12 protein-coding genes are annotated in these 17,266 nt (G+C 64.3%); 7 read left to right on the top strand and 5 right to left on the bottom strand.

Annotated features, from left to right (window positions below):
• Positions 1 to 36: 36 nt before the first annotated feature.
• Complete coding sequence (locus tag OK352_RS06355; protein WP_265140606.1) at positions 37 to 1,446, bottom strand: aminopeptidase P family N-terminal domain-containing protein; 1,410 nt, start codon at positions 1,444 to 1,446, stop codon at positions 37 to 39.
• 126 nt (positions 1,447 to 1,572) lie between these two features.
• A complete protein-coding gene (locus tag OK352_RS06350; RefSeq protein WP_265140605.1) occupies positions 1,573 to 2,607 on the bottom strand; it encodes a LacI family DNA-binding transcriptional regulator in 1,035 nt (344 codons plus the stop codon).
• Between the two features lie 192 nt (positions 2,608 to 2,799).
• Between OK352_RS06350 and OK352_RS06345 the strand changes: the two genes are divergently transcribed.
• The 5 genes from OK352_RS06345 (at position 2,800) to OK352_RS06325 (ending at position 7,819) form a co-directional block, all read left to right on the top strand.
• Positions 2,800 to 4,089: an O-acetylhomoserine aminocarboxypropyltransferase/cysteine synthase family protein gene (locus OK352_RS06345; protein WP_265140604.1), complete on the top strand. Its 1,290-nt coding sequence runs from the start codon at positions 2,800 to 2,802 to the stop codon at positions 4,087 to 4,089.
• Positions 4,090 to 4,244: 155 nt separating this feature from the next.
• Positions 4,245 to 4,763 carry a CoA-binding protein gene (locus tag OK352_RS06340; RefSeq protein ID WP_265140838.1) on the top strand — a complete coding sequence of 173 codons (519 nt, stop codon included), beginning with the start codon at positions 4,245 to 4,247 and terminating at the stop codon, positions 4,761 to 4,763.
• A gap of 159 nt (positions 4,764 to 4,922) precedes the next feature.
• Positions 4,923 to 5,825, top strand: a complete 903-nt coding sequence (locus OK352_RS06335; protein WP_265140603.1) for a CPBP family intramembrane glutamic endopeptidase — start codon at positions 4,923 to 4,925, stop codon at positions 5,823 to 5,825.
• Between the two features lie 95 nt (positions 5,826 to 5,920).
• Positions 5,921 to 6,877, top strand: a complete 957-nt coding sequence (locus tag OK352_RS06330) for a CPBP family intramembrane glutamic endopeptidase (RefSeq protein WP_265140602.1) — start codon at positions 5,921 to 5,923, stop codon at positions 6,875 to 6,877.
• A gap of 189 nt (positions 6,878 to 7,066) precedes the next feature.
• A complete protein-coding gene (locus tag OK352_RS06325; RefSeq protein ID WP_265140601.1) occupies positions 7,067 to 7,819 on the top strand; it encodes a tyrosine-protein phosphatase in 753 nt (250 codons plus the stop codon).
• A 263-nt stretch (positions 7,820 to 8,082) separates the two neighbouring features.
• Here OK352_RS06325 and OK352_RS06320 read toward each other — a convergent pair whose 3' ends face one another.
• Positions 8,083 to 10,332 carry an MMPL family transporter gene (locus OK352_RS06320; RefSeq protein ID WP_265140600.1) on the bottom strand — a complete coding sequence of 750 codons (2,250 nt, stop codon included), beginning with the start codon at positions 10,330 to 10,332 and terminating at the stop codon, positions 8,083 to 8,085.
• 91 nt (positions 10,333 to 10,423) lie between these two features.
• Between OK352_RS06320 and OK352_RS06315 the strand changes: the two genes are divergently transcribed.
• On the top strand, positions 10,424 to 10,981 hold the full coding sequence (locus tag OK352_RS06315) for a MarR family winged helix-turn-helix transcriptional regulator (RefSeq protein ID WP_265140599.1): 558 nt from the start codon (positions 10,424 to 10,426) through the stop codon (positions 10,979 to 10,981).
• A 199-nt stretch (positions 10,982 to 11,180) separates the two neighbouring features.
• Here the strand turns inward: OK352_RS06315 and OK352_RS06310 are convergent, their stop codons facing one another.
• On the bottom strand, positions 11,181 to 11,795 hold the full coding sequence (locus tag OK352_RS06310) for a class I SAM-dependent methyltransferase (RefSeq protein ID WP_265140598.1): 615 nt from the start codon (positions 11,793 to 11,795) through the stop codon (positions 11,181 to 11,183).
• Between the two features lie 41 nt (positions 11,796 to 11,836).
• Between OK352_RS06310 and OK352_RS06305 the strand changes: the two genes are divergently transcribed.
• Positions 11,837 to 15,082: an AfsR/SARP family transcriptional regulator gene (locus tag OK352_RS06305; RefSeq protein WP_265140597.1), complete on the top strand. Its 3,246-nt coding sequence runs from the start codon at positions 11,837 to 11,839 to the stop codon at positions 15,080 to 15,082.
• Between the two features lie 71 nt (positions 15,083 to 15,153).
• Here the strand turns inward: OK352_RS06305 and OK352_RS06300 are convergent, their stop codons facing one another.
• Positions 15,154 to 17,100: a cation:proton antiporter gene (locus tag OK352_RS06300; RefSeq protein ID WP_265140596.1), complete on the bottom strand. Its 1,947-nt coding sequence runs from the start codon at positions 17,098 to 17,100 to the stop codon at positions 15,154 to 15,156.
• Between the last annotated feature and the right edge of the window lie 166 nt (positions 17,101 to 17,266).

Raw genomic sequence — 17,266 nt, 5'->3', positions numbered from 1 at the left:
GTTAAAGACCTCCTTGTCTACGCTGCGTGTCCGATGTCAGGCGCGCACCTTGCGCATCGCCAAGTCGGGGCGCATCCAGTAAGGAGGAAGGTAGCCGGCTGTGTTTGAGAGCGGGAGCACATCTTCGTGGATATGAATGCCAAAGATGTCAGCCAGCATCGCCCGACGTGCCTGCACCCTGTCCCACATCTGCGGATACACTTCCCGAATACGCGAGCGGAGGTTTTCGTCCGCGAGCACAATGCCATCTTCAATCTGCGCCGTGTGGTATTCCGTTCCCGTCGCCGGGATGATGTCAAGCTGCATCGCATTCCCCGATCGCAGCACAGTTCGGCTCCCCTTCCTCACGGGCGAGGCCGGCCACTCGTCAAGGTGGATGAAGTGCCCGGGGTTGAGGAATACGCCAAACCAAGGATCACCGATTCGGGATGCTGTCACTTCGTAGAGTTCACCGGCAGTGAGACCGATGCGCACGGTCTCGTACCACGCCGCAGCGGTGGCGAAATACGGCGCTATCAACTTCTCGACGTAGTCTTTGGCATTTGCTGGTAAGTCTTGTTCTGACGCTGCGAGAAAACCACTGCGTGCAGTGTTCGAGCCCCAGTATCCAATTCCTGCCGATACAGGGTCGCCGAGCGCAAGCTCACGACTTGACGGCGACGCGACGCCCAGAGGAGCTCGGCTATAACCCGAGAGCATTGTCGGGTGATAGTTGAAGGGCATCAAGATCGGATTCATGAGGCCAGAAGCCTCGAGTTCGGTCATTCCAGGGCGAATTCCCTCAAGCATCCGGATCATTGCCTGCGACCCGTGACTTGCGGCGAACTCGAAGTACGCGATCTGCTCCACTTCGTTGTCGAACCTTAGCCCACGGTCGGGGTCAATGAAGATTCCTGAAGCATTGACCACGCGTTCGACAAGTGCTCCCACTTCTCGAGTGAGGTAATGAGGGGAATCGATGTAGTCCTCTGCCCCGTTTCCTTCAAAGTACTTCCAGCCGACCATTCCGACAGTTTTAATTGACGGAGAACCGAGGCCCGCATCCGCTAGGAGGTCGGCGAGTGCCAGGTCTTCCGGATCCGGCTGCCCCACAAGCGAAAGTTTCGAATAGCGGATGACCTCGGTGGGGTAAACAGTAGAGTTCGCATAATTTACGGACTCGTTCCCGACCAGCAATCGTGGTCTGCGCCCCGGAACCAAGATAAGAATGGACTCTTCATACCGTGGGTCGAATCCAGTCAGGTAGGACGTGTTGGCGAAATGCTCCCGATCTCCATATACGACGAGCGCATCGATTCCGAGATCTTGGGCGCGCTGCATCGCGGCCGCTAGGCGAGAATCGTAAACGTCAATTGGAATTTCGGGCAGGTCCCTCGGCAACGTGATGTTCGGCCTGTCGACCGACGCAAGCTCTACGCCAAAATCTGCCACCGACAAGTCAGTCACTGTGCTCCTTCGTTAGACGCCCACAACGCTGCTTTGCGTCGTGTGTGAATCACACGCTACTAAGTTTGCGCTAATTGCGCAATACTTTCGCAACGTTATCTCTAACGAACGTTTGGCTGCCTTGACTCAGCTGGATCGCTGGCGAGGTGCCGCCGCAGACTCCCCAACAACGAGCGAGACGCTGGTCACTCGGGACGCGGCAGCACTGCGAGACCCGTCAAGGCGTTCCGTAAGCATGGTGACGGCAGTCGAGGCCATCTGCCCGACCGGTGTATGGATGGTCGTGAGTCTCGGCGTTACGAGGTTTGCGGCCGGTACGTCGTCGAAGCCGACGATCGACAGATCCTTCGGAATAGACATTCCAAGTCTCCTCGCAGCCGCCATCAACCCAAGCGCAATCGTGTCGCTCGCTGCAAATACGGCTGTCGGGTTCCTCGCTGTCGCCAGGATGTGGGAGAGCGACGCAGCCCCAAACTCTTCGCTAAACGTGCCGTTGAGAATGAGCTGATCATCAGCATCTGCCCCTGAGCGCGTCAACGCATCTCGCCATCCACGTTTTCTCTCCTGAACCGAATGGAGCCATGCGGGCCCCCCGACGAAGGCTATTTGCTCGTGCCCGAGGGAGCTGAGATACGTGATTGCTTGGTACGCGCCCGCGTAATCATCAACGAGAACTGTATCGACGGATGGAATTCCCGCTAGTTGCTCATCAACGACCACCACTGGAAAATCTGCCGCTACTTCGGCCGCTAGAGCCGCGTTCGATGCATAGTTTCCGAGGTAGACCAGCCCATCGACGCCCAGGCTTGTCAGCAACCGCACGTAGTCAAGCTGACGACGCGAATTGTTTGAGGTACTTGTTATCAGAACCGAATACCCATTTGCTTCTGCGGCCGCGACCACCTGGTCTGCGATGCGACTGAAGTAGTCATTCCCAACCTCGGGCACCACAACGCCAATTGTTCCAACAGACGACTCGCTCTGCGCTGAGTTGCTTCGACTGGATGGTCGGACGTATCCCTCAGAGCTGATTGCGTCAATGATCTTGCGCTCGGTGTCGGGGCGCAGGTTCAGCTCGCCCTTCAAGTATCGAGACACAGTGGACGCGGAGACGCCGGCCTCATGAGCAACATCATTCAGGGTTGCTTTGCGCTTCGCCAATTCTAGGGCTCCTCACATACCTCGCCGTTTGCGTCGATGAAACTGCCTGAGTCTCACTGAATGTCGATCAAAGCATACTCGTATTTTGCGCAAATTGCGTAGATCAAAACACTTCCATACGGAGGCCCTTAGCCGGTAACAGTGTTACGCGCTGCTTCGCCTCCGCGGCATCCGCCCCGCTAGCCTCAAAGCATGGCAGATCGCGAGTATGGCTTCCGCACGCGGGCAATCCACGCGGGCAACATCCCCGACCCCGAGACCGGCGCCCGAGCGCTCCCCGTCTACCAGTCGACAGCCTTCGTCTTCGACGATTCAGCGGATGCCTCGGCTCGCTTCGCCCTGCAGAAGTACGGCAATATCTACGCACGCCTGGCGAACCCCACAGTCGCGAGTCTCGAAGAGCGCGTGGCGAGCCTCGAGGGCGGGCTCGGCGCCGTCGCGACAGCATCCGGTCTCTCGGCCCAATACATCACGTTCGCCAGCATCGTCGGCGCGGGCGACCACATCGTCGCCTCGTCGAGCCTCTACGGCGGCTCGATCACGCAGCTTGACGTCACGCTGCGCCGGTTCGGCGTCGACACCACATTCGTGCACTCAACAGACCCAGCCGACTACGCCGCGGCAATTACCGACAAGACAAAGGCCATCTTCGCCGAGACCATCGCGAACCCGTCGGGCGAGATTGCCGATATTTCTGGTCTCGCCGACGTCGCGCACGCCCACGACGTGCCACTCATCATCGATTCCACGATCGCGACTCCGTACCTCAACCGGCCGATCGAGTGGGGCGCCGATATCGTGACGCACTCGGCGACGAAGTTTCTCGGCGGCCACGGCACCACCATGGGCGGACTCGTCGTGGAGTCGGGCCGGTTCACATATTCGCGCGAGAAGTTTCCGTTGTTCCACGAGCCCGTGCACACATACGGCGGTCTGCAGTGGGCGGGAAACTTTGGCGAATACGCGTTCCTCACGCGTCTGCGCGCCGAGCAGTTGCGCGACATCGGACCGGCGCTGTCGGCAACGAGCGCGCAGCAGCTGGCGCAGGGCATCGAGACGTTGCCGTTCCGCATGAGCGCGCACGTGGAGAATGCCCGCGAGGTGGCGGCCTGGCTCGAGGCCGACGACCGCATCGAATCCGTGTACTGGGCTGGGCTCGAGAGCCACCCACACTTTGAGCGTGCCCAGAAGTACCTGCCGCTCGGCCCCAGCTCGGTGTTCAGCTTCGTCATCAAGGGCGGGCGTGCGGCGGGCCAGGCCCTCATCGAGTCGGTCAACCTTGCAAGCCACGTCGCCAACATCGGCGACACGAAGACGCTCATCATTCACCCGGGATCGACGACTCACGCGCAACTGACCGAACAGCAGCTCGAGGATGCTGGTGTGCAGCCGGGTCTCGTGAGGCTCAGCGTCGGCATCGAGGATGCTGCAGACATCATCTACGATCTCGACCAGGCTCTCAGCCAGGCAGTGGAGGCATGATCATGGCAGAGCAGAACAGCGTGGCAGACGTCGGCGCGCCCAAGGACAACACAGAACAAGCACACGCCACGCAGGGCGACGTCGAGACGCACTCCGCAGCGGCCGATCCGGACGCCACAGACATCGTCACCCTGCAGAACAGGCTGAGCTGCGAGATGCCCGCCGACTCGCCCCTCGCCAAACTGCTGAAGTCGCAGCGCACCTGGGTGGGCCCCGACGCCAAGCAGCGCCTGGCCATCCTCAAGGCAGCGAAATCCGTCGCGATCGTCGGAGCGTCGGCGAACCCGGCGCGCGCGAGTTACTTTGTGGGAACGTACCTGCAGCAGTCGAGCGACTATACGCTGTACTTCGTCAACCCCAACGCTGACGAGATCCTCGGCGAAAAGGCCTATCCCGATCTCGCTTCACTGCCGGAGACGCCAGACATCGCCGTCGTGTTTCGCAAGCCGAGCGACATTCCTCAGGTCGTCGACGAGGTGAAGGCAGCGGGAATCGACACGATCTGGGTGCAGCTGGGCATCTGGAACGAAGAAGCCGCCTACGATGCCGAGGCGAAGGGCCTCACCGTCGTCATGGACCGCTGCATCAAGGTGGAGCACGCACGCTTCCACCGCGGACTGTACCTCTTCGGCTTCGACACCGGCGTGATCTCGTCGAAGAAGGGTCTGCGCTAACCACGTGGCCCCGCCGAGGGAGCACGCACGCAGGGTGCGTACGCTGGAGCCGAATGACGTCGGAATCCGGGCTCGACGCCAGCGCGCACCCCTCACAGATTCACGTGCAATCGGGCCTGTCGGTGGCGAGCCGCCCGCAGATCCCCTAGTGTCGCGCACATGGACACTGCAGCGCGTCTGACGCAGGTTCCGTGGAAAGCTGTCGGCATCTTCACGCTTCTGTCGTGGGCGTTGGCCTGGCTCGCGCTCCTCCCCCTCTGGTTGGGCGACGGCTTCTCGTCACCATTCGCGATCGTCCTCACCGCGGCGATGATGTTCACCCCGGCCGTCTCCGCGCTCATCGTCACGTTCACGATGGTGAAACCGTCACGACCCTCGCGATTCCTCGGCTTCCTTCCGTTCACACCGGCGTGGCGCAGTGTCGTCCTGATCGTCATCTGGCCGGTGTTCTGGGCCGTCATCGGCGTCCTCGCCTTCTTCTTAGCCGTGCAATTCGGCATGACGACAACCGAGTGGTTCTCGAGCGATATGTACCACCTGTACGGCGACCAAATCACGGTAAGCACCTACGCGTTGGTTCTGCTCTCCGGGCTCCCATTCTCAACGCTCGTCTCGTCGCTCACCGCATTCGGTCAAGAACTCGGCTGGCGCGGCTTCCTCGCCTCCGCGCTTGCTCCGCTCGGCTTCTGGCAGTCAGCGCTTCTCACGGGTGTGATTGCCGGCGTCTGGTATTCGCCGCTCATCATGCTCGGGTACTACTTTGACCGCGTGGATGCTGCAGGCGCGCTGTTCATGATGGTCTTCGCGATCGGCCTCACGGTCATTCTGCAGTGGGCACGCTATGCCACCGGAAACATCTGGACGACGACGATCGGTCACGGTGCCGTGAACGCCGTGATCCCACACACACTTCTCTGGCCGTCGGGCGAGGCATCGGTCGTGACATCGACGCTTCTTGGTTTACCCGGGTGGATGCTGATGGGGGTCGCAATCGCTATTCTTGCGCTTCTTCGGCAACCGCGCCGCAGCCTGGAGCTCGAAGCTCCTCCACCCGGCAGATAGGCGGCGCCGTCGGCGTTTCTCCCCCGTGAGGCGGAGAGCAAAGTTCCGTCTGCGTGCGGATGTCTGCAGCATCCGTTCTTCGTACCGTCGGTGGTATGGATACGTCAACGCAGACTCAACAGGCATCTTCTGCAGGGCACGCCGCACGAGTGCCCTGGGCCGCCGTCGTCGTGTACACGGTGCTCGCGTGCGGACTTGCGTGGCTCGTCATGCTACCGCTCTGGCTCGGCAATGGGCTGTCGAGTCCGATGGCGATGCCGCTGATCGGCGCGATGATGCTCACGCCGTCTGTCGCCGCGCTCATCGTGACCTTCACGATGGTGCGCCCCGCCAAGAAAGCGCGATACCTCGGTTTCGTTCCGTTCCGCCCGGTCTGGCGCAACATCGTGCTGTTTCTCGGGTGGCCGATCATCTTTCTCATCCTGGCGTTCGGAGCCTTCTTCATCGCCGTCCTGCTCGGGTGGACGACGCCCGATTGGTCGTCGTCAAGCCTGCAAGGCGCGCTCGGCGGTGACATGACCGTCGCCTCGTACATGGCTGCCTCGTTCGCCTGGCTGCCCCTCACGGTGCTGATGAGCTCCGTGTCCGCATTCGGCGAAGAACTCGGTTGGCGCGGCTTCCTCACGTCGGCCCTCGCACCCCTCGGCTTCTGGAAGTCCGCCGGCATCATCGGCGTCATCTGGGGGCTGTGGCACGCGCCGATCATCCTGCTCGGCTACAACTTCAACCGCACGGATCTGACCGGGCTGCTCTGGATGTGCGGGTTCACACTCTGCGTGGGAGTGCTGCTGCAGTGGGCCCGCTACTGGACGGGCAACATCTGGCCCGCCGCGGTCGGCCACGGTGCGCTCAACTCCGTCACATCGCTGACCTTCCTCTGGCTTCCGGCGAACTTCGACGCGGCATTCTCAACCATTCTCGGCGCTCCCGGCTGGATCGCGATGGGCATCGTCATCGTGGCGCTGGTACTGCTGAAGCAGCCGCGGCGTCAGCTCGAGCTCGCGGGCGCTCCAACCGCAACGGTCCCGGCAAGCGATCGCGCGGAGAATTGACGGTGCCGCGCCCACAGCCCAGACCCGTGACGAGAGAAGCGAGCTCATCGCGCCGACCACCCCGTAATTCGTCACCGAATAGGTGCTGACTCCCACGCAGGCATTCGGTAGGCGCATGCAGCACCCGGATGCCGCCACGGGGAAGCGACCCGCTACCCTGGCAGGTGCCGTGATCGCAAGGGAGTTCTCATGACAGAGTCAGCAGTGCCGGCGCCCGAGGGGCTCAGCAATTTTCGGGACGTTGGCGGGCTGACGGCTGCGGGCGGCAGCATCCGGTATGGCCGTCTTTTCCGATCGGATGCTCTCATGGCGATGAGTCCGGCGGGGCGCACGCAGTTCGGCGAGACGGGAATCACGACGATCTTCGACCTGCGCAGCCGTGTCGAAGTCGAGCAGACTCAGCCGATGCTCGACGAGTCGACACTGGCCGACTATATCTCGCTTCCTCTTCTTGAGGGCGCGGTTCACGACACCGTCACCCACGTTCCAACCCTCACCGAGTTGTACACGGACCTCGTCGCCGAAGCCGGCGAGAGCTTCGCGCGGATCGCCGAGTGGGTGGCTCTGCGAGCGGCAGGAGGCGTGCTCGTGCACTGTACGGCGGGCAAAGACCGTACGGGTGTCGCCGTGGCACTCATGCTGGATGCCGTCGGTGTGCATCGTTCGGAGATTGTCAGTGACTATGTCGTCTCGGCCGAGAATCTCGCCGGTGTGTGGAGTGAGAAGATGCTGGCTCTTGTGCGCCAGATGGGTATTGAGGTGACCGAGGAGATCGAGATGGTGGTGTGCGGTACCGATGCCGACGCGATGCACGCGACGCTCGCGCACGTCGATGCCGAGTATGGCGGCTCTCGCGAATACTTTGCCGCTCATGGGCTCGACGATGAGACCCTGAAGGCACTGCGCAACAGTCTCGTCGAGGACACTGCCTCGACCCGGTGAACATCGAACGCTCGCGCACGATGTGGAACTCAGGGCTCACGGGCTAAGACCCCGGCGCCGCGCAACGGCCAGGTCGACTTGGAATCGCCGCGCCAGACAGGTCACTCGGGCATCCGGCTCACTACTCAGAGCCCAGGGCCCGCGGCTCAGGACCCGCGGCTCAGGGCCCAGGGCCCAGGGCTCAGGGCCCAGGGCTCGAGACTCAAGTCAACGACGCGTGACACCGCGAATCCTCGCCGATGCCACGGAGCAGAGCATGAGCTTCACCGCGCGTGCTTGTGCGACCGCTGTGTCAGCAACCCGTTCTCGGCTGCGCGTCGCGAAAGCTTCGACGGCCACCAGATGGCTCGCCCGATGTCGTACGTCAGTGCGGGAACAAGCAGTGACCGCACGATGAACGTATCAAGCAGCACCCCGAAGGCGACGATGAACGCGATCTGCACGAGGAAGAGCACGGGGATCACGGAAAGCGCGGCGAATGTCGCGGCGAGAACCACGCCGGCAGACGTGATGACGCCGCCGGTGATCGCGAGTCCGCGCACGATGCCGTCACGCGTGCCGTGTTTGATCGTCTCTTCGCGCACACGTGTCATGAGGAAGATGTTGTAGTCGATTCCCAACGCCACGAGGAACACGAACCCGTAAAGGGGAACAGCGGGGTCGGCACCCGAGAACTGGAAAACATGGTTGAACATCAGCGCTGCGATGCCAAGCGCCGTCCCGAACGACAGAACGGTGGTGGCAATGAGCAGCAGCGGCGCAAGGATCGAGCGGAGCAGCAACATGAGGATCAGCATGATCACGACGAGAATGACGGGAATGATCAGGTTGCGGTCGTGAATCGACGCATCGTTCGTGTCGATTGCCGTCGCTGTCACTCCCCCGACAAGCGCTCCGGGAACAGCATCCGCCAGTTGGGTTCGCAGATCGCTCACCGTCTCGGCGGCAGCATCCGAGTCCGCGGCGTCCGAAAGGGTAGCCTGCAGCATCACGTCACCGTCGACGACCGTCGGTTCGGGTACAGGCGTCCCCGGAGGTCCGAGCGCGCTGATTCCGTCCTCGGTGACGGGGGCCGTTCCGCTTGGCGAATCCGCCGTCACCACGGCAACACTGTCGATGCCCGTGTGGTCGAGAAGGATGTCGGATGCCTCGTCCAGAGCCGACTCGTCGACGACGATCTGCGCGGGGCTTCCTGATCCGCCGGGAAAGTGCTCGCCGAGCACCGCCTGGCCGTCACGGGCCTCCGATTGACCCAGCACGAGGTCCGATTGCGGAACGCCCGACGCATTCAGCTGCATCACGCCAAATGCACCGACGAGCAGCACGACGCTCGTCACTGTCCAGATCAGTCGAGGGTGGCGCGTGACCTGCCGCGCAACGCGCACCCAGGGGCCCCGTGCGGGCATACCGTTTTCGGCGTCCACGACCTCGGGCTCGTAGCGCGGCCGGCGCGGCCAGAACGCGGCACGGCCGAAGGCAAAGAGCAGCGCGGGCAAAAGGGTCAGAGCGGCAAGCATGGCAAACACAATGCCGATGGCGGTGACGGGGCCCAGCGTGCTATTCGACTTCAGATCGCTCAAAAGCAGGCAGAGCAGCCCCGCGATCACGGTGCCGCCGGATGCTGCAATGGGCTCGACCGCTCCGCGCAAAGCGCGCAGCGTGGCCTCCCATTTGTCAGAGCTCACCCGCAGTTCTTCGCGATAGCGCGAGACGTAGAGAAGCGAATAGTCCGTCGCCGCTCCGATCACGAGGATGAAGAGAATTCCCTGCGTCTGACCGCTCAGCAGAAGAACGTCCGCCTTCGCGAGCCACCAGACGGTGAGCAGGGCAACGCAGAGCGCGAAGAGGCTCGTCGACAGCACGGCGATCGGCAGAAGGAACGAGCGGTATACGAGGATCAGAATGATGAAGACGGCAAGCAGGGCGACGCCGAGCAGCAGCCCGTCGATTCCCGCGAAGCTCTCCACGAGATCGGCCGAGAATCCGGCTGGCCCCGTGACATGCACAGAGACGTTGTCGGGCGCCGACGCGCGCAGGGCATCTCCGATTTCCGTCACAACATCTCCCACCTCTGCGTCTGAGTTGATCGGCACGAATGCCTGGACGGCGCGATCGTCATCGGAGGGAATCGCCGGCGAGATGTCTGAGGCGATGCCCGCGGTGCCATCGAGATCCTCGATGCTGTCGGAGATCGCGTCGATCTGCTCATCAGTCAGCTCGTCGTCGCTTGCAAACACGACGATCGCGGGAATCGCGTCTGAGTCGCTGAACTCTCCGAGAAGCTCGTGCACCTGTGTTGCGTCAGCGGATTCGGGAAGGTACGCCGTCTGGTCGTTCGACGACACCTCGTCGACCTTGCCGAAGTACGGTCCGCCGACGGAAGCAGCGGCGAGCCACACGATGATCAGAAGTGCGGGAAGCACGATCCGGAGCCAGCGCGGCACGCGAGAACGCGCACGCTCGGCACCGTGTGACCCGACTCTTTCGTCCGTCGCTGGGTGCTTTGTGGACATGCGGTTTCCCCCGAGATTTCACTAGCTAGGCTAGCTATAACGGTAGCATGCAGAAATCTCAGTGTGCTTCACGCCCCGCTAGACTTGCGGCATGACGGTTTCCGGCGACGATTCTGAGACAACGTCATCGGGCATCTATGACCTTGACGCGAGTGATCCGTTCAGCGAACTTGTCGACAGGTCTGCCCTCTCGGATGCTGACGTCAGCGAGATCAACACCCTCATGGCCTCGCTCGCGCGCCTGCGCGATGCCGAGCAGCGCTTGACCGAGGCATCTCTGCAGTATATGAAGCTCAATCAGTCGGACATGCGCGCCCTGCACTACCTGATCGTGGCCGAGAACCGTCACACGATCGCCACACCGGGAGCCATCGCCACGCACCTCGCCATCTCGACGGCGTCGACGACGAAACTTCTCGACCGACTCGAACGCGCCGGACACATCACACGGCAGCCTCACCCCCACGACAGGCGCGCCCTGGCGATCTCGATCACACCGACGACGCGAGAAGCGGCGTTGAACACTGTCGGCCGCCAGCAGGCAAAGCGCTTCTACGCCGCGGCACGACTTTCGAGCGACGAGCGTCAGATCGTCGCTCGCTTTCTCGATGACATGGCGAACGAGATCGCCCTCACTGATGCGGACTGAGCGAACGCAGATTCAGACCGCTGATCTGATCGCAGAATACTGATCGGATCGCACACCGCTTGCTGACCGCTGATTTTGAACCGGTGGCCGCAACCCGCAGACCACAACCCGCAGACCGCAGACCGCAGACTTACTGATCGTTGCACCCACCTACCGGGCCCGCGACCACCTGTCGCCGTCCGCTCGGTCAACCGCCTGCTCAGTCCGTTGAGGGTTCGGGTGAGTGACGCTCCCCTTCCGGACATCGGGCGATGACGTGAAAGACGTGCCAGTGCTTCGGCCCGTCGAACGCGCGACCGTCGCGCTCGTCTTCGTCGAGCAGCAGCGTCTCAAGCCCCCACAGCATCCTCTCGACATCGTTGTGCGTGTGGAAGGTCATTCCCGGAGTTCCGGCCCACTTATCTCGCACACCGAAAAACTCGACGGCGAGAATTCCGCCCGGGCGCAGACACGTGCGGATCGCACCCCACAGTGGGTCGAAATGCGCGGGTGGGCAGAACGGCAACGAGAAGGCGGCGACCACGAGATCGGATGCTGGCAGCTCGGTGATCTGCGCGAAATCGGCGTGCTGTGCCACGACGCCTTCCACCCCGGCCAGCTGTGTGCTCAGATCGGCATGGCCGTCGATCGCCGTGACCTGCCACCCGCGCGAGGCAAGCTCACGTGTCTCGAGACCGTCGCCTGCGCCGAGGTCAACGGCATTCCCGGGCGGCCGATCACCCCAGTGCTCGAGGGCGGCGACGAGGTTCTTGCGCAGCGGGCGCCCCGACATCGCCTCGTAATAGGCATCCCAATCGAACGGCGTCGTCGTCATGAGTCCATGCTTACACAGTCCGGCGACACTACACTTGCCACGTGACCGAGCGTGGAGACAGCACAGACGATCCGATGCGCGTGCGCGTCCTCGGTCCGGTGCTCGTTGACGACGCATCGGTGACGGGGCTGCTCCCCCGCCGACTCATCGCCGCTCTCGCTCTGGCCCGCCCGCACCCGCTCAGCACGGATGCGCTCGCGGATGCTGTCTGGGGCGACGACCTGCCGGAGAACGTGCGGGCGTCCCTGCAGACCCTCGTCTCTCGCACCCGGGCCGTGCTCGGTTCCGACGCCATCGAGCGTTCCGCCGCCGGGTACCGGCTCACCGTGACGTCAGATCTCGATGCTGCTCGGACGATGGCTCAGGGCGAGGATGCCGTCAATGCACCCGCTCGCGGAGGCAGCGACTCGCAGGTCGGCGAGGCATGGCGCGATGATCTCTGGCACGGCGACGCCGCTGCAGATCTGGGTGAGGCGCCGGTGGCCACGGAGTTGCGGAGCGAATCCGACCGGCTGCACGGCGCGTTCCTGCGGCAACGGGCTCGCCAGCTTGCCGATGGCCAACAGTGGGCAGAAGCCGTCACTGCCTATCAGCACCTCGTCGCGACGAACCCGATCGACGAGCCCGCCGCTGTAGGCCTCATGACCGCGCTCGAGAACGCAGGACGACGCACTGAGGCCCTCGCCGCCTTCGCCCGGCTGCGCGAATCCCTCGCCGACGCGCTGGGAACTGACCCGGGAACCGAAGCCGTCGCGCTCAACACGCGCCTGCTGCGCGGTGAGGCGCGCACCGAGCAGCGGCAGCAGCAGGTCGGCGTGCGCACGCGCCGCAGCCCGCTGATCGGGCGCGACGGTGACATCGACGAGGTCGAGCACAGCATTGCAACGCATCGGCTGACGACGATCCTCGGAGTCGGCGGGCTCGGAAAAACCAGCCTTGCGCAGGAGGTCGCGCGCCGGTCGACTGCGCCCGTCACTGTCGTCGTCGAGCTCGCGGGGGCGACGAGCCCAGACGACGTTCTCATCACGGTGACGACGACCCTCGGCATCCGCACGATCAGCTCGGTCGCCCGAATGTCCGACCCCATGGTGCGCACCGACGTGCGCTCGCGGGTGATCGCCGCGCTTGCCGACAACGAGACACTTCTCATTCTCGACAACTGCGAGCACCTCGTCGACGCGGCAGCAGATCTCGCAGACGACCTGCTCAGCGCCGTTCCTTCATTGCGCATCCTCGCGACAAGCCGCTCCCCTCTCGCGATCGAAGGTGAGCAGGTCGTGGCTCTGCCCGCCCTCGCCCTCACGGAGGGCGGCGCGCCCGGTCCCGCGGTCGCCCTCTTTCTGCAGCGTGCCCGCGCTGTGCGCCCGGGCGCCGATCTTCCTCTGGACGCCGTCAGCCGCATCTGCGCAAGCCTCGACGGCCTCCCCCTGGCCATCGAACTGGCGGCGGCCCGGGTACGCTCCCTGTCGCTCACCGACATCGAGCGTCGACTCCGTGACCGCTTTGCGCTGCTCACGACTGTTGACCGCTCAGCACCCGCGCGCCATCGCACGCTGTTTGCCGTGATCGACTGGAGCTGGAAACTGCTGGAGCCCCGACAGCGGCAGACACTGAGGCGTCTGTCCCTCTTCGTCGACGGGTTCACAGCGGATGCTGCCGCGCACATGGCCGCGAACGGCACAGACATTGTCGATGATCTCGATGCGCTCGTGATGCAATCGCTCGTTCAGGTGCACGAAGACGCCGACACCGTGCGGTATCGCCTTCTGGAGACCGTGCGGGAGTTCGCGCGCGAGCGCCTCGACGAGGCCGCTGAGAGCGCCACCATCGAGGAGCGATACGAGCAGTGGATCACCGGCCTCGCGCTCGACCTGTTCGACCGGCTGCTCGGCCCGGGTCAGCTTGACGCCCTCGCCGTCGCGATCTCAGAACGCGAGAACCTTGTCGCGGCGCTGCGTCACGCAATCGCCCGGGCACATAGCGATGTCGTCTACACACTGTTCGGGCTCTTGTCGTTGTTCTGGTCGATCAGGGGCGAGCACGAAGAGTTCCTGGCGTTCGGATCTGACGTTCTGAGCGCGACGGAGAAGCGCCCGACTTCGCCCCACATCGCCAACGTCGCCGTTCACGGGCTGGCTCTGCTGGCGGCGACGTTCACGCTCGTCGGAGCGCGCCGTGTTGCCTACCTCGCGATCTCGCGCATCCGGCACCTCGTGCGTACCGGCACCGTCACCGACTCCCGTGCGCTGGTCCTCGCCGAGCTGCTATCGCTGCCGTCTGCGAACACCGACGACGGCATGGAGAGCATGTTCGCCTGGTTCGATGCACAGCTGCGCTCGGCTGATGATGCGCGGGCAGCCTACGCGGGCTCTCTCGGCGCGAACGGAGCCGAGAACTTCGGCGAGTTCGAGCGAGCCGTCGCCTACGGTCGTGCCGCCTACAGCCGAGCCATTGCTCTCGGCGACACGTGGCTGCAGAGCGCGGCCGCCTCGACAGTCGCGCAGCTGCTCAGTCAGAACGGGCGCGCGAGCGAAGTCATCCCCTGGGCGCACAGGGCGGCAGATACTCTCGCCCAGATCGACGCAGACGGCGACAGAGCGCAGGCCCGGTGGATGCTGTCGCTGACGCAGCTTCAACTGGGTGATCCGTCCGTCGCCCGCAGCATGTTGGACGAACTCAACGACGACGCTCCGGGCGAACTGCGGGGGCTCCTCCTGACCCTGGACGCCGAGCTCGCTGTGCACGAGGAGCGGTACAGCGACGCCGTCGCCTCGCTCGACGATGCGCAAGCGCTGCTGGAGACCACGGGCGGGCGGTCAGCGCCGTGGCTCGTGCTGGCGATGGCGACACGTGCACTGACGCGGCAGCGCGCCGGTGCACCGCGCGAATCGATCATCGCCGACGGCGACCGCCTATCGGCTCGGATCCGCGCGCTGATCCGCCTGCGGGGCTGGTCGACAGATCAGCCCGTCGTCGGATCGGGAGTCGCTGCCATCGGAGCGATCGCCCTTGACGATGCCGAATCCGCGGCTATCGGGGTCGAGCTGATTCTGCTGGCCGAGCGCATGGGCTACCGGCGCGACTTCGCTGTGCTTGCCGAACGGACACTGCTCGACCGTGCGGAGGCGACCTGCGGGGCGGATGCTGTCGCCGAGGCACGTGCTCGGGCAGCATCCCACACCCCGATCGGGCGGCTCGACCGCATCGTCACGCTGCTTGACAACCTCGCGGCAACGCGATCGGCCGTCACCGACCGTAGCGGTGCGCCCAGCCGTCACCGACCGTAGCGGTGCGCCCAGCCGTCACCGAGCGTGGCGGTGCGCCCAGCCGTCACCGAGCGTGGCGGTGCGGCCAGCCGTCACTGACCGTGGCGCAGCTCGACGCTGATCTGCTCGGCGTCCAGCACGTCCAGCGCGCGCGAGAGCGTGTCCGTCGAGAACGTGCCGTCGTCACGCACGCGCAGCAGGGCATCGCGCTGTGCCGTGATGATCATCATCTCGTCAGCCTCTCCCCCGTCAGCGGCAGCCGCCGCGCGTTTCGCCTCAGCGGTCTCTTCGAGCATGGTCGCCAGACGGCGCCGTTCGTCGGCTAAGGCACCGGCCGGTTCGGGGCGCGGCTTCACGCGGGAGATGACCCATTTCAGCGTCCCGCCCTGCAGCAGCAGTGAGACGGCGGCGACGAGGAATGCGATCAGGACGAGCGTCGACCGGTGCGGCGTGTCGGCGGGGAAGGTCTGTGCTGCAGCAACGGTCACGGCGCCGCGCATACCGGCCCACACGACGACGGTTCCCTCGCGCCAGCCGAACGGCCTCTCGAGGAAGTAGTTGACATCGGCGACCATCCGCGTGATGCGCGCGCGGAGGCGCTCGATGCGCTGCACGGCACGTGCTCCCATCGTCGGTCGTGGGAACGGCTGGCCCTCGCGGCCGAGGAACGGCTGGCCCTCGCGGCCGGGAAACGGCGGGCGTCCGGCTGCTGCGGGAAAGGGAGGGCGCTGACCCGGTGAGAAGGGTCCGATCGGAGAAACAGCGTCCTGAGGGGCTGATCCAGCGAGAAACGGTCCGGTGTCGTTTGGGGCGCCTTCTCCGGCAGTGCCCTCTCCGGCGGCGCCCTCTCCGGCAGATCCCTCTCCAGCGGTGCCCTCTCCGGTGGATTCCTCGTTGTGGCCCGGAGCGGAGCCGCCGAAGGGTCCTGCGCTGAGCCCGCGCAACGGTGAGTCTTCGGGCAGCGGCGCTCCCGAGAGGAAGGCGTCGCGTTCGTCGAACCGCTTTTTGATGATCGTGATGCGCTTCCGCATCCGCTCGTGTCTCCGGGCACGCCGTTGCAGTGAGTTCACGAGAAGCGACACGTAGCCGCTGCGCACGACGACGGTGAGAACGAGCGCCGCGAGTGCCACGAGTACGGCGGGAAGAACACCGTCATGGCTGGCGATGACGTCTTTCACGATGCCCATCAGCTCGAGTCCGAGCAGCAGGAAGACAGCGCTTTCGAGCAGCAGCTCGATCGTGCGCCAGTTCTGCTGCTCGGTCAGCCGGTGCCACGGCGTCAGGCGTTTCAGCGCGCCACGCCCGGTCACCAGCCCGGCGACGACGGCGGCGACGAGACCAGACGCCCCGAGCATCTCGGCCGGAATCGACGCGATAAACGGCACAGCGAACGAGATCACCGTGCCCACTGTTGCATCGGTGATTCGCGAGCGCACGGCGAGGTTCAGCCAGCCGACGACGGCACCGATCGCCGTCGCGACGAGGATCGCATAGACGAAGTCGCCCAGCACACCCCAGAACGACACGGCAGCCGCTGCTCCTGCAATTGCGGTGCGCAGCATCACCAGCGCCGTCGCGTCGTTCAGCAGGCTTTCGCCCTCGAGCATTGTGACGATGCGCGGTGAGACGCCGAGCCCCTTGACGATCGATGTGGCGACAGCATCCGTTGGGCTGACGACGGCTCCCAGCGCGATGCCCCAGGCGAGAGAAATATCGGGGATGACCCACCAGAAGAACAGGCCCAACAGGATGCTGCTGACGACGACGAGAGCGACGGATAGCCCGCCGATCGCCGTGAACTCGCGGCGGAAGTCGACGGACGGCATGGACACCGACGCCGAATAGAGCAGCGGGGGCAGCACACCGGCGAGGATCCATTCGGGGTCGATCTCGATCGCGGGAACGGCCGGGAACAGCGTGATTCCGATGCCGAGCACGACGAGCAGAAGCGGAGCGGCGACGCCGAGCCGCGACGCAAACGTGGTGACGGCCGCGATCACGATGAGACCGAGGACGGCGATGATGAGGATCGTCTCCATCGCGTCTCCCTTCAGGTTGAGATGTTGAGCGGTCTGCTCGGCGTGCGGGCCGAGCGAACCCGTGGAGGCGATGTTCGCGCGCAGGTACCGTTCACAGCGTAGAACGGATGCTGCCGGGGTGACAGCATCCGTTCCGGCCCGGGCACGGTGGGATGTACCCGGGCAG

The organism is Microbacterium sp. MPKO10 (genome assembly GCF_026107415.2).
Taxonomy (GTDB): domain Bacteria; phylum Actinomycetota; class Actinomycetes; order Actinomycetales; family Microbacteriaceae; genus Paramicrobacterium.
The sequence above is the reverse complement of the archived record's forward strand: the minus strand, read 5'-3'. Positions and strand labels throughout refer to the sequence as shown.